Origin of the sequence: Streptomyces sp. NBC_01635, assembly GCF_045209715.1 — a bacterium.
GTDB lineage: Bacteria > Actinomycetota > Actinomycetes > Streptomycetales > Streptomycetaceae > Streptomyces > Streptomyces hirsutus.
Map to the genome: position 1 here is coordinate 2081311 of NZ_CP109277.1, position 13791 is coordinate 2095101.

Below are 13791 nucleotides of genomic sequence, written 5' to 3' on the forward strand. Positions count from 1 at the left end.
GTGAAGTGACCATACACACATCTCGCCACGCTCGATGGGCAAGGTGGGTCCGGATGCATGACGTTGACCGAAGAAGTTGACGTATCGCCTTTGTCGAGCGCGACTTGGTCGACTTAACGCCCGGAGGCGGCCTCCGGGCGTCGAGCCGGGGACGGCCACACGGAGACGGTCCGGGGCGGCGTCCGCGCGGCACCTTCCCGGTCCGGCCGGGCAGCGCGACGGGGTTCAGCCGAGCAGCGCGGCGAGTTCGACGTGGTCCAGACCGTGTGCTGCGGCGACCTCCCGGTGAACGACCTCGCCGTCATGCGTGTTGAGGCCCTTGGCGAGCGCGGGGTCGCGGCGCAGCGCCTCCACCCAGCCGCGGTTCGCGAGCTCGACGATGTACGGCAGCGTGGCGTTGGTGAGCGCGTAGGTGGAGGTGTTGGGCACGGCGCCGGGCATGTTGGCGACGCAGTAGAAGACCGAATCGTGGACCCTGAAGGTCGGCTCGGCGTGGGTGGTCGGGCGGGAGTCCTCGAAGCAGCCGCCCTGGTCGATCGCGATGTCGACGAGGACGCTCCCGCTCTTCATCCGCGAGACGAGGTCGTTGGTGACCAGCTTCGGCGCCTTGGCGCCGGGGATCAGCACGGCGCCGATCACGAGATCGGCCTCGATGCAGGCCTTCTCCAGCTCGAAGGCGTTGGAGACGACCGTCTGGATCTTCGTGCCGAAGACCCGGTCCGCCTCACGGAGCTTGTTGATGTCCTTGTCGAGCAGGGTCACGTGGAAGCCCATGCCGACGGCGATCTGCGCGGCGCTCCAGCCGGAGACGCCTCCGCCGATGACCACGGCACGGCCGGCCGGCACCCCGGGGACCCCGCCGGGCAGCACGCCGCGGCCGCCGCCGGCCCGCATCAGGTGGTAGGCGCCGACCTGGGTGGACAGCCGGCCCGCGACCTCGGACATGGGGGCGAGCAGCGGCAGCGCGCGACTGGGCAGCTCCACGGTCTCGTAGGCGATCGCGGTGGTGCCGGAGGTCAGGAGGGCGTTCGTGCACTCCCTGGAGGCGGCCAGGTGCAGGTAGGTGAAGAGGGTCTGGTCCTTGCGCAGCCGGCGGTACTCCTCGGCGACGGGCTCCTTGACCTTCAGCAGCAGGTCGGCGGCGGCCCACACCTCGTCGGCGGTGTCGAGTATCTGCCCGCCCGCGGCGATGTACTCGCCGTCCGGGATCGAGGAGCCCACGCCGGCGCCGCGTTCGATGACGACCTGGTGACCGTGGCGCACCAGCTCGTGTACGCCGGCGGGGGTGATGGACACCCGGAACTCGTTGTTCTTGACCTCGCGGGGGATGCCGACCTTCACGTCGATCACGGTCCTTGGTTCGGGGACATGAGGTAGTGCTACACATACCCGGGCACGCGCGCACACCGGGAGAGACCGCGGAAGACGACGCGGCAAGACCATCTCAATGAAGGCATTCCCGCTGCACAGCCTTACAAAGCATCAATCTTCCGCGAGGGAGCCGCGGATTTCGTAGGCGTTGTCTTCTTGCTTCGGGTCGATTCCAGGCTCCTGGGCCTCTTCTCCCAGCATCTGCTCCGCCGAGCTTCGGTGCAGCGCGGCCGACGTGGGGTCTCCCAGGTGGTCGAACGTGTCGGCGAGCCGCAGGTGCAGCGCGGCCTGCAGCCGGGTGTCCTCGGCCCGCCGGGCCCACTCCACCGCCTCCCGGCAGGTGCGCAGCGAATCCTCGGGACGCCCCGCGTACTCCTGGACCCGGGCCAGTTCGCTCAACGCGCGCGCCTGGGCGGCCAGATCTCCGTTCTTCCGGTGCCCGGCGACCGCCGCCCGCCAGTTCCGCAGCGCCTCGCCGTAGCGGCCGGCGTAGGTGTGGGCGGCGGCGATCCGGCCGTACAGGCGGGCGGCGTCCGCGCGCTCGCCCTGAGCGAGCCGCTCGGCCAGGGCCCGGCCGAACCAGTCGGCGGCCCGGTCGAAGTCGCCGAGCTCCAGATGGGCGCCTCCCACGGATTCCGTCGCACGGCCGGTCGCGTACGGATCGTTCGCCGCGCGGCCGGCGTCCAGCGCGGCCCGGTAGCGCGCCAGCGCGTCGGCCGTGCGGCCGGTACGGGCGTCGAGGTCGCCGAGGTTCAGCAGGGCCGCGGCCTGCTCGCGGGGAAGTCCCCTGCGCTCGGCCACGTCGAGGACCAGGTGGTGGATGCCGTAGAGGTCGCCGGCGGCGGCCCGGGTCCCGAAGTGGGCCACCATGGCGCGCACCAGCTGGGCCATCAGGCGGCGGGCCAGGGTGTCCAGCGTCCCGTCGGCGACCGCGAGGCGGGCCGAGGCCAGCAGAGCGGGCCTGCGGACGCGCAGCCAGTCGGCGGCGTCGCGGGGGCTGGGGAAGCGCAGGGAGCGCGGCATCCCGAGGAGCTTCTCGCGTGCCTGGGGGCTGTCGGTCTCGGTGATGGCCCTGCACGACTGGAGCAGCCGTACGGTCCGTTCCAGCATGCGGGCGCGGGCCAGCTGGAGCTCCCCGGGCCGTTCGTGGGCCTCGGCGAGGCCTTTCAGCAGGGGGTGCAGGCAGCCGGGCACCTCGTACTGCGGCGGCGAGGTCTCCACGGCGTGCAGCAGACCCACGGAGACGAAGTCGTCCAGGGTGGTGCGCGCGCTGCTCACCGAGCATCCCGCGAGGGCGGAGGCGGTGTGCGGGTCGGCCAGGCCAGCCGGGGCGAGGCTCAGCAGACGCAGTATCCGGGCGGCGGGCGCGGGCAGCTCGTCGTGCACCAGCCGCAGGGCGCGGCCGGTCACGGTGCCCTCGTCGGCTCCGGCGTGCAGATGCCTGGCGAGGTCGGCGACGGCGGCCTTGGGCCGGGCGGCGAGCCAGCCGCCGGCCAGGACCAGGGCGGCGGGCTGTCCCTGGCACTGCTCGGCCAGGCCCTCCGCGGCCCGCGGGTCGACGGTGATGCGGACCGAGCCGGCGATCCGGGACAGCAGTTCCACGGCGGACTTGGTGTCGAGGCCGCCGAGGGTGCAGGGGCGGACGTCGGAGATGCCGGTCAGCGGGCCCTGGGAGATGGCGATCACCAGGCAGTCGGGATTGTCCGGCAGCAGGGCGTCGACCTGCTCGGCGTCGGCCGCGTCGTCCAGCAGGAGCAGCGTCCGGCGGCCGGCCAGGGCGGTCCGCAGCGCCTCGACGAGATCGTCCTCGTCGGCGCCGGCCGGGGTGGGCACCTCGAGCGCGTCGAGCAGTTCCCGCACGGAGCGCTCGACGGGCACGCGCGCGCCGTCGGTCTCGCTCAGCCGGGCGCGCAGCACTCCGTCGGGGTAGCGGTCGGCGACCTGGCGGACGAGTTCCTCACCGAGCGTCGTCCGGCCGGAGCCGGGCCGGCCGGCGATGAGCAGCACCCGGGCGCGGGGAGCCTTGCGGCCGGAGAGGGTGTCGAGCCCGGCGCGCTCGATGTCGGCCCGGAGTTCCTTCAACTCTCTGGTGCGGCCCAGGAATCGGGTCTCCGCGGCAACGTCGTGGGAGAACCGCACGCCGTCCGTGTCCACCGCCTGGTCCGTCACGGGCCACACTCCCGTCCCACCGCACGCGCAAGCCCGCCGGGACTCCGGATCGGACGTTTTTCAGAGCCTAGTTCACGCTCTGCTACGTTCCGTGTGGAGCACGGCGGACGCGTCCCCCGATCGGATCAGCCGATGGTCACATCACGAGGAGACCGGGGTGGTTCAGGCTTCGAACGGGCGGGCAGGCCACGGCGCCTCGGCCGGACGCAGCGCGTCGAGTCCGTCTCCGTCCCGCGCGGCGACGAGCGAAAGCACACCCACCACCAGGCAGTTGTTGTGCAGTTCGCCGGCCAGCACGCCGCGGACCAGGTCCGTGACGGGCACCCGGGCCAGTTCCATGTCCGCCTCTTCGTCCTCGACGTCGAAGCGGTCGCCGTCGGCTTCGGACAGCCCCCGGGCCAGGAAGATCCGCACGGCCTCGTCGCAGCCGCCGGCGGTGGTGTAGACGTCGGTCAGCACCCGCCAGTCCTCCGCCTTGACGTGCGCCTCCTCGTACAGCTCCCGCTGGGCGGCGTGCAGCGGGTTCTCGCCGGGGACGTCGAGCAGGCCGGCCGGGATCTCCCACAGCTTGTGGCGCACGGGGTGGCGGTACTGGCGCAGGACCAGGACGCGGTCGGTGTCGTCGAGGGCGAGGACGGCCACGGAACCGGGGTGGACCTGGTAGTCACGGTGGACCACGGTCCCGTTGGGCATGACCACGTCGTCGGTGCGTACGGAGGTCTTGTTGCCGACGAAGGGCGTCCTGGTCGCCCGGACCTCCCACTCCTCCGGGGTGTCCTTGATGGTCGTTCCGGTCATTGCGGTCCTTCCCAGACGTGCAGGCGTGCAGGCGCACAGCGGCGGCCGGGGCGCTCGCCGATTGAGTGTTCCGCGCCCCGGCAACCGTACAACCGGTGTGCTACTTCGAGATCTTCCGCTCGACCGCGGCCTTGACGAGGCCCGCGAACAGCGGGTGCGGACGCGTCGGACGCGAGCGCAGCTCCGGGTGCGCCTGGGTCGCGACCAGGTACGGGTGGACCTCGCGCGGGTACTCGACGTACTCGACGAGCTTGCCGTCCGGGGAGGTGCCGGAGAAGACGATGCCGGCCTTCTTCTCCAGCTCCGCGCGGTAGGCGTTGTTCACCTCGTAGCGGTGCCGGTGGCGCTCCTCGACGTACTCCTTGCCGTCGTACACCTCGCGCACGATCGAGCCCTCGGCCAGCTTGGCCGGGTACATGCCGAGCCGCATCGTGCCGCCCATGTCGCCTTCACCGGCGACGATGTCGAGCTGCTCGGCCATGGTGGAGATGACCGGGTGGGAGGTCGCCGGGTCGAACTCGGTGGAGTTGGCGTCGGAGATGTCCGCGAGGTTGCGGGCCGCGTCGATCACGATGCACTGCAGGCCCAGACAGAGACCGAGCAGCGGAATCCGGTTCTCGCGCGCGAAGCGGATCGCGCCGACCTTGCCGAGCACCCCGCGGTCCCCGAAGCCGCCGGGGATGCAGATGGCGTCGACGTCACCGAGCTGCGCCTGGGCGCCGGCCGCGGTCTTGCAGTCGTCGGAGGTGACCCACTTGATCTTCACCCGGGCCTTGTTGGCGAAGCCGCCCGCGCGCAGCGCCTCGGTGACCGAGAGGTAGGCGTCGGGCAGGTCGATGTACTTGCCGACCAGGGCGAGGGTGACCTCGTGGTCGGGGTTGTGGACCCGGTCGAGCAGGTCGTCCCAGGTCGTCCAGTCCACGTCCCGGAACGGCAGGTCCAGCTTGCGCACGACGTAGGCGTCCAGGCCCTCGGTGTGGATGACCTTCGGGATGTCGTAGATCGAACGGGCGTCGGGGCAGGCGACCACGGCGGCCTCGTCGACGTCGCACATCAGCGAGATCTTCCGCTTGATCGCGGTCGGTACCTCGCGGTCGCAGCGCAGCACGATCGCGTCCGGCTGGATACCGATGTTGCGCAGCGCCGCGACCGAGTGCTGGGTGGGCTTCGTCTTCAGCTCGCCCGAAGGGCCGATGTAGGGCAGGAGCGAGATGTGGACGACGAACACGTTGTCGCGGCCGACCTCGTGCCGCACCTGGCGGACGGTCTCCAGGAACGGCAGCGACTCGATGTCGCCGACCGTGCCGCCGACCTCGGTGATCACGACGTCGACCTCGTCCGTCGCCATGCGGCGGATGCGGTGCTTGATCTCGTTGGTGATGTGCGGGATGACCTGCACGGTGTCGCCCAGGTACTCGCCGCGCCGCTCCTTGGCGATCACGGTCGAGTAGACCTGGCCCGTGGTGACGTTGGCGGAGCCGTCCAGGTTGCGGTCGAGGAAGCGCTCGTAGTGCCCGATGTCCAGGTCGGTCTCGGCGCCGTCGTTGGTGACGAAGACCTCACCGTGCTGGAAGGGGTTCATCGTGCCGGGGTCGACGTTGAGGTACGGGTCGAGCTTCTGCATGACGACGCGCAGACCGCGGGCCTTGAGCAGCATGCCGAGGCTGGAGGCGGTCAGCCCCTTGCCGAGCGAGGAGGCGACACCCCCCGTGACGAAGATGTGCTTGGTCGTCGTGGATTTTGGCATGGCCAAGAGGGGGCTCCCGTGGTCGCGGTCTGGGGGTGCGGGGCGACCGGCTGCCGGAGGATTCCGGCGACGCCGTCGCTGCGGTTCGGGGGTGCCCTTTTTGGATTTCCCCTCCGGGGAAGGGGCCCACCGGTCCACGGGCTACCAGCGTATCAGCGCCGCGGGGCGATGCTGTCCGGGCACGCTCCGCGCATGCGCGGACACGCTTCCGTGACCCGTCACACGTCCCTCACCCTCTGCTCACCCGTTCGGCGGATGCGCGTTGGCCGGAGCGGCACACAGACCGTCTACGTGCGTCGTATCCTGCTCGGACACCCGCTGGCGAGCCCGGCCGGCCGAACGGCACCACCCCCGCCCGTCTCACCGGAACAACGCAAGCTCGTCAGTTCGTTGAGTAACAATGGGCGCTTTGCATTCACCGCTGAGCGACTGCTTTGCTTCATCGCTCAACAACTCATTCCAAAAACCCCTTGACCGCACCAGCGACAACCCCTCGCGGGGTGACGTGGCCGTTCGACTGGAGTTGCACGTGGCCGGGCGCATCGAAGATTACGCACTCATCGGAGACATGCAGACCGCTGCCCTGGTCTGCCGGGACGGCACGGTGGACTGGCTGTGCCTTCCCCGCTTCGACTCGCACGCCATCTTCGCCGGCCTGCTGGGCACCGAAGAGCACGGCTTCTGGCGGATCGGCCCGGCGCACGCCGCCGATGCCCCGCCGCCGGCCGCGACCCGGCGCGGCTACCGCGGCGACTCGCTGATCCTGGAGTCCGAGTGGGACACCGGGCGCGGCACGGTCCGGGTGACCGATTTCATGCCCCCGCGCGACGGTGCGCCGCAGCTCATCCGCATCGTGGAGGGCGTCTCGGGCCGCGTGCCGATGCGCTCGGCGCTCCGGATGCGGTTCTCCTACGGCCGGGTGGTGCCGTGGGTGCACAAGCACGAGGGACGCACGGTCGCCGTCGCGGGCCCGGACTCGGTGTGGTTCGACACGTCCGCCGAGACGTACGGGGAGTCACTGACGACGTACTCGGACTTCACGGTGTCACCGGGCGACCGGATCGCGTTCACGCTGTCGTGGCAGCCCTCGCACAAGGAGCCGCCGCCGCTGCCGGAGCCGGAGCAGTCGCTGGAGGCGACGGAGGACTTCTGGCGGGAGTGGGTGGAGCACTGTACGTACCACGGCCCCTACCGCGAGGCCGTGATCCGCTCCCTGATCACGCTGAAGGCACTCACCTACGCCCCGACCGGCGGCATCGTCGCCGCGCCCACCACCTCCCTGCCGGAGGACATCGGCGGCGTCCGCAACTGGGACTACCGCTACACCTGGCTGCGGGACGCGGCGATCACCCTGTCCTCGCTGCTGCGCACCGGCTATCGCGAGGAGGCCCGCGCCTGGCGCGAGTGGCTGCTGCGCGCGGTGGCCGGCGACCCGGAGAACCTGCAGATCATGTACGGCATCGCCGGTGAGCGCGAGCTCGGCGAGGCGGAGCTGGACTGGCTGCCCGGCTACGAGAACTCCGCCCCGGTCCGGGTGGGCAACGGCGCGGCGCACCAGCTCCAGCTGGACGTGTACGGCGAGGTCACCGAGGCCCTGCACCTGGCCCACATGACGGGCCTGGCCCGCAACGACTACGCGTCCCTGCTCCAGCTGAAGCTGATCCAGTACCTGGAGAAGCACTGGACGGAACCGGACGAGGGTATCTGGGAGGTCCGCGGCCCGCGCCGGCACTTCGTGCACTCCAAGGTGATGGCGTGGGTCGCCGTCGACCGCACCATCAAGCTCATCGAGTCCGGTGACGTGGACGGCCCGCTGGAGCGCTGGAAGCAGCTGCGTGACGACATCCACCGGGACGTGTGCGAGAAGGGCTACGACAAGGAGCGCAACACGTTCACGCAGTCGTACGGCTCGAAGGAGCTGGACGCCTCGCTGCTGCTGATCCCGCAGATGGGCTTCCTGCCGCCGGACGACAAGCGGGTGATCGGCACCATCGAGGCGATCCAGCGCGAGCTGTCCACCTCGGACGGCTTCATCCTGCGCTACCCGACGGAGGGCTCCGACGAGGGCGTCGACGGGCTGCCGGGCGACGAGGGCGCTTTCCTCGCCTGCTCGTTCTGGATGGCCGACGACCTGGCGATGATCGGCCGCGTGGACGAGGCCCGCAGGCTGTTCGAGAGGCTGCTGGCCCTGCGCAACGACCTGGGCCTGCTCGCCGAGGAGTGGGACCCGGTGCGGCAGCGCCAGGTCGGCAACTTCCCGCAGGCCTTCAGTCACGTCCCCCTCATCGACACGGCCCTGCGCCTGACGGCCTCGGGGGCGTACGGGGGCTGAGCGGGCACGCTGTCCGCCGGACGGGCCCGGCCCGTCCGGCGGAGGCGGCCGGGAGCGGTGGCCCCGCGCAGAAGGCGACGCGTCCGGTCCGGTGGTCTCAGATCAGGGGCCGGGGCTGCGTCAACTCGTCGTAGACGCTGAGGACCTGGGCCACCGCCTCGTCCTCCGTCGGCCATCCGGCCGCCTGCCGGGCGCCCCTGGCCCTGAGTTCGTCCCGGCGTCCGGGGTCGCCGAGGAGCCGTACGACGGCGTCGGCGAGGGCACGCGCGTTGCGGTACGGGACGAGTTCGGCGGCGTCGCCGACCAGTTCGGGGATGCCGCCGGCGTCGGCCGCGACGAGCGGCACGCGCGCGTGGAGGGCCTGCTGGGCGAGGACGGAGCGTCCCTCCCGTCGGCTCGGCAGCAGCGCGAGGTCGGCGGCCTCCAGCAGGTCGGTGATGTCGTCGCGCCGGCCGACGAGCCGGACCGGCAGGTCCTCGTCCGTGATCCGGCGCTGGAGTTCACCGCGCAGCGACCCCTCCCCCGCGACGGCGACCAGCGGCTGGGGGTCGAGGAGGCGCCATCCGTGTGCGGCGTCGAGCAGGGTGTGGTGGCCGCGGTCGCGTTCGAGGGCGCCGACCGCGATCAGCAACGGGCGGCCGGTGGCACCGAGTTCGGCCAGGAGTTTGAGCCGCGACCCGTCCGGGTCCTCCGCCTGCGGGGCCGTGCGCAGCCCGGGGAAGGCGACGGCCGCCAGCCTCGCGTCCCGCGCTCCTCTCCGGCGTGCCCGGTCGACCAGGGCGGAGGTGGTCCCGAGCACCACGGTGGCCGCCTTGACGACCCGCCGCTCCATCAGCCGCAGGACGTGCGCGCGGGCGCCCTCGGCGGGCGCCCGGTCGTGCCAGGTGACGATCAGCGGAGTGCGCCGCCCGCCGAGGGCGAGCACGGTCCTGAAAGAGGCGTGCAGACCGTGCGCGTGCACCAGGTCGGCATCCGCGCATGCCGCCCGCAGCGCGGACAACGAGCCGGGGTCGCTGCTGCGCGGCACGTGCACGTGCTCGGCGCCGACGCCCGTGAAGTCGTAGGCGTGCTCCGCCTCGGTGGGGGCGCACACGGTGACCCGCACGCCCCGCGCGACGAGCCCCGCGGCCAGCGAGCGCACGTGGGCGCTGGTCGCGGCAGTGCCGCCGCCCAGCACCTGCACGGTGCGCAGCGGCGTCTGGCCGTGCGGTGAGTGGCTACTCACGGGGGTCACGTGGCCGAGCTCCTGGTTCGGGTCGGGTGGTCCCGAAGAACGTACAGAAGGACCGTGCGGAGAGGATGGACCGCACGGTCTCCTACGCGTGCTCGGTCAAGCATGCCAGGAAGCAAGGGACTTCCGGCAACGACCGGAGCGGCCGTCCGCAGCGGAGCGGACGGAAACGTCACCCGTACGAGTGACTGAGAGCTCCGAACACAAGGGGAGTCCGATCAGCTCGCGGCGTCATGGGGGTCCCCCCTGCTCGAGCGGAGCCGAGAGCTTGGGGGAGCGTGCGATCGCAAGGCGCCGGAAGGTCCTCGATGGGGGTCCCCCCGCTTGAGCGGAGCCGAGAGTGGGGGAGGAGCTGCCAGGACCTTTGGGCAACGCGGCTGGGGGTCCCCCCTGCTCGCAGAGCTCGGGGGAGTGCGTGCCGGACGCCGCGAGCCGGGCGCCCATGGTGTTCGGGGCTCCAAGTGCCTCCTGTCGGCCGACGCCTCCGTGGACGACCGGCCGACCGCCGGCTCCGTCAGCCGTCCGCGCGGGGCTGTCAGCCGTCCGCGCGTGCCGTCGCCAGGAGTTCCTCCGCGTGGGCGCGGGCCGTCTCGGAGTCCTCCTGGCCGGCCAGCATCCGCGACAGTTCCCGGATCCGGTCCTCCCCTTCGAGCACCTTCACACCGGACCGGGTGACCGTGCCGTCGTTCGTCTTCGCCACCAGCAGCTGCCGGTCCGCGAAGGCGGCCACCTGCGGCAGATGGGTGACGACCACGACCTGGGCGCTCTTCGCCAGCTTGGCGAGCCGCCGCCCGATCTCGACGGCCGCCTTGCCGCCGACACCGGCGTCGACCTCGTCGAACAGATACGTGGGCACCGGGTCCGTCCCGGCGAACACGACCTCCACGGCCAGCATCACGCGCGACAGCTCACCGCCGGAGGCGCCCTTGGCGATGGGCCGGGGCGGCGCGCCGGGGTGCGGGGCGAGCAGCAGCTCGACCTCGTCGACGCCCGACGGTCCGTGGGCGACCGTGCGCCCGCCGACCTCGACGCCGTCCGGGTCCTCCGTCTGCCGGATGTCGAACGACACGCGCGCGTGCGGCATGGCGAGGGAGGCGAGCTCCGCGGTGACGGCGGCCGCGAAGCGCTCCGCGGCCTCGGTGCGCGCCTGGGAGAGGGTCTGTGCCAGCCCGCCCAGTTCGGCACGCAGGCGGTCGCGTTCGGCGGTGAGTTCCTCGATCCGCTCGTCGTCGCCGTCCAGGTCGGTGAGGCGCGCGGCGCTCTCCTCGGCCCAGGCCAGCACGGCGGAGATGTCCTGGCCGTACTTGCGGGTGAGCCCGGTGAGCGCGGCCCGGCGTTCCTCGACCGCCGCCAGCCGCAGTGGGTCGGCGTCCAGGTCGTCGGCGTACCCGGCGAGGTCCCCGGCGACGTCCCGCAGCAGGATGCCGACCTCGCCGATCCGGTCGGTGAGCGCGGCCAGTTCCGGATCGTGCGCCCGGACGGCTTCCAGGGCCCGCTGGGCGCCCGCGACGAGCGTTCCCGCGTCGACGCTCTCGGGGTCCTCCGGGTTTCCGGCGAGAGCGGCGTGGGCGAGGGACGCGGCGGACGCCAGGGCCTCGGCGTGCCCGAGCCGTTCGGCCTCCTCCGCCAGTTCCACGTCCTCGCCGGCGCGGGGCTCCACACCGGCGATCTCGTCGAGCCCGAAACGCAGCATGTCGGCCTCCTGGGCCCGTTCACGCGCGCGGGTGGTGAGCTCCTCGAGTTCCGTGGTGACGGCCCGCAGCCGCTTGTACGCCCCCGTGTACTCGGCGAGCGGCCCGGCGACCGCGTCGCCCGCGTACCGGTCGAGCGCCTGCCGCTGCCGGGACTGCTTGAGGAGCCCCTGCTGGTCGGTCTGCCCGTGCACCGCCACCAGGTCGTCGGCGATCTCGGCGAGGAGCCCCACGGGCACGCTCCGCCCGCCCAGGTGGGCCCGGGAGCGCCCCTCGGCGGAAACGGTACGGCTGATCAGCAGCGCCCCGTCGTCGAGCTCGGCCCCGGCCTCTCCCGCGCGTGCGGCGGCCGCGGCGCCCTCGGGCACGGCGATCCGCCCCTCGACGACCGCGTTCCTGGCACCGATCCGCACCAGGGCCGCGTCCGCCCTGCCCCCCAGCAGCAGCCCGAGACTGGTGACCACCATGGTCTTGCCCGCGCCCGTCTCACCGGTGACTGCGGTGAAGCCGGGTGAAAGCTCGACCACGGCGTCGTCGATGACTCCGAGCGACCGTATCCGCATCTCCTCCAACACGTCCCAGACCTTACGAGGTTTTCCTCGCACCGTGCGACGCCGCCCCCCGCCCGGACGAAAACACCGCAGGTCGTCACCCGTGAGCGGGCCCCGCTCACCGGCGGGTCCCGGCGCCCCGGTACGGCGCGGGCGGAGGCCGGACGAAGGGGAACGCGCGTGCTAGTGCGGTGCTCCCCGCCACCCCGAGACCGGCAGTGCGAACTTCGCCACCAGCCGGTCCGTGAACGAGGCGTGATGCAGCCGGGCCAGCCGGACCGGGACGGCACCGCGCCGGACCTCCACCCGCGCGCCGGCGGGCAGCTCCACGGTCCGACGCCCGTCGCACCACAGCACGCCGGGCGGGACGTGCGGCAGCATCTCCACCGCGAGCACCGAGTCCGGCGAGGTCACCAGCGGCTTGGCGAACAGGGCGTGCGCGCTGATCGGCACCATCAGCAGCGCCTCGACCTCGGGCCACACCACGGGCCCGCCGGCGGAGAACGCGTACGCGGTCGATCCGGTCGGGGTGGCGCACACGATGCCGTCGCAGCCGAACCCGGTCACCGGACGCCCGTCGATCTCCAGCACGACCTCCAGCATCCGCTCGGCGGACACCTTCTGCACGGCGGCCTCGTTCAGCGCCCAGTCCGTGTGCACGATGGTGCCGTTCTGGTGCACGACGACGTCGACGGTCATCCGTTCCTCGACCTCGTACGCCTTGCTCACCACCCGGTCGACGACCTTGTCGAGGTCGTCCCGTTCGGCCTCGGCGAGGAAGCCGACGCTGCCGAGGTTCACGCCGAGCATCGGCACGCCCGAGGCGCGGGCGAACTCCGCGCCGCGCAGCAGGGTGCCGTCGCCGCCCAGCACGATCAGCAGTTCGCAGCCGTCGAGGCACTCGGGGGTGGCCTCCTTGACGGTCTCCACCTCGTCCGGCAGCGGCAGGTCCCGTGCCTCGGTCTCCAGCACCCGCACCCCGAGTCCGGAGTGCAGCAGCCCTTTGACCACGAGTTCCGCGCTGCGGATGGCCGCCGGGCGGCCGGTGTGGGCGAGCAGGAAAACGGTACGCACTCGGTTCGGTGTCAAAGCGGCCCCTCCGCCACTGCACGGTCGACGTCGGCCGGGTCCAGTTCCGGAGCCCCGGCCCGCAGCCACAGAAAGTACTCGACATTCCCCGAGGGTCCGGGCAGCGGACTCGCGGTCACACCCTTCGCCCCCAGTCCCAGCTCCCAGGCCTTGGCGGCCACTCCCCGCACGGCCTCGGCGCGCAACTGCGGGCTGCGGACGACGCCGCCGCTGCCCAGCCGCTCCTTGCCCACCTCGAACTGCGGCTTGACCATCATCACCAGATCGGCGTCCGGCCGCACGCACCGTGTCAGGGCGGGCAGGACCAGCCCGAGCGGGATGAAGGACAGATCCCCCACGACAAGATCCACAGGCTCCCCATCGATTGCTTCAAGCGTCAACTCCCGTACGTTCGTACGGTCCTTGACGGTGACGCGTTCATCGTTTCGGAGAGACCAGGCGAGTTGTCCGTATCCGACGTCCACGGCGACCACGTGCGCGGCCCCGGCCCGGAGCAGGACGTCGGTGAAGCCACCGGTCGAGGCACCGGCGTCCAGCGCCCGCCGCCCCTGGACGACCAGCCCCTGCGGCACGAACGCCTCGAACGCGCCGGCGAGCTTGTGACCGCCGCGCGACACGTAACCCGGGTCGCCGGCGTCCTCGGCGACGAGGATCGCGGCGGCGGTCTCCACCTGGGTGGCGGGCTTGGTCGCGACGGTCCTGCCGACGCTGACCCGCCCGGCGGCGATCAGCTGACCGGCGTGTTCACGCGACCGGGCGAGCTTCCGGCGGACCAGTTCCGCGTCGAGACGGCGGCGTGCGACTCCTGCCAC

The 13791-nt window shown here is 72.1% G+C and carries 9 protein-coding genes; 1 reads left to right on the forward strand and 8 read right to left on the reverse strand.

Annotated elements, in window-relative coordinates:
• Positions 1–225 precede the first annotated feature (225 nt).
• From ald to OHB56_RS09930, 4 genes are all read right to left on the reverse strand, one after another.
• The gene (ald, locus tag OHB56_RS09915) at positions 226–1350 is read right to left on the reverse strand and encodes an alanine dehydrogenase (RefSeq protein ID WP_326751917.1); all 1125 of its coding nucleotides are present in this window, start codon (positions 1348–1350) and stop codon (positions 226–228) included.
• A 132-nt stretch (positions 1351–1482) separates the two neighbouring features.
• Entirely contained in the window at positions 1483–3540 is a 2058-nt protein-coding gene (locus tag OHB56_RS09920; protein ID WP_406352740.1) for a tetratricopeptide repeat protein, read from the reverse strand.
• Between the two features lie 162 nt (positions 3541–3702).
• The gene (locus OHB56_RS09925; RefSeq protein WP_326751919.1) at positions 3703–4338 is read right to left on the reverse strand and encodes an NUDIX hydrolase; all 636 of its coding nucleotides are present in this window, start codon (positions 4336–4338) and stop codon (positions 3703–3705) included.
• Between the two features lie 100 nt (positions 4339–4438).
• Positions 4439–6085, reverse strand: coding sequence for a CTP synthase (locus OHB56_RS09930; protein ID WP_326751920.1), 1647 nt, complete (start codon positions 6083–6085; stop codon positions 4439–4441).
• A 529-nt stretch (positions 6086–6614) separates the two neighbouring features.
• On the opposite strand from OHB56_RS09930, the gene OHB56_RS09935 reads away from it, so the two are divergent.
• Positions 6615–8417 carry a glycoside hydrolase family 15 protein gene (locus OHB56_RS09935; protein WP_326756948.1) on the forward strand — a complete coding sequence of 601 codons (1803 nt, stop codon included), beginning with the start codon at positions 6615–6617 and terminating at the stop codon, positions 8415–8417.
• A 97-nt stretch (positions 8418–8514) separates the two neighbouring features.
• On the opposite strand, the gene OHB56_RS09940 is transcribed toward OHB56_RS09935, so the two are convergent.
• The 4 genes from OHB56_RS09940 to OHB56_RS09955 form a co-directional block, all read right to left on the reverse strand.
• Positions 8515–9651 (reverse strand): glycosyltransferase family 4 protein, encoded by a 1137-nt coding sequence (locus tag OHB56_RS09940; RefSeq protein ID WP_406352743.1) that lies wholly within the window; start codon positions 9649–9651, stop codon positions 8515–8517.
• A gap of 532 nt (positions 9652–10183) precedes the next feature.
• A complete protein-coding gene (recN, locus tag OHB56_RS09945) occupies positions 10184–11902 on the reverse strand; it encodes a DNA repair protein RecN (protein ID WP_326756949.1) in 1719 nt (572 codons plus the stop codon).
• A gap of 171 nt (positions 11903–12073) precedes the next feature.
• A complete protein-coding gene (locus tag OHB56_RS09950; protein ID WP_326751926.1) occupies positions 12074–12979 on the reverse strand; it encodes an NAD kinase in 906 nt (301 codons plus the stop codon).
• Complete coding sequence (locus tag OHB56_RS09955; protein WP_326751927.1) at positions 12976–13791, reverse strand: TlyA family RNA methyltransferase; 816 nt, start codon at positions 13789–13791, stop codon at positions 12976–12978. Before OHB56_RS09955 ends, OHB56_RS09950 begins: the two co-directional genes overlap by 4 nt.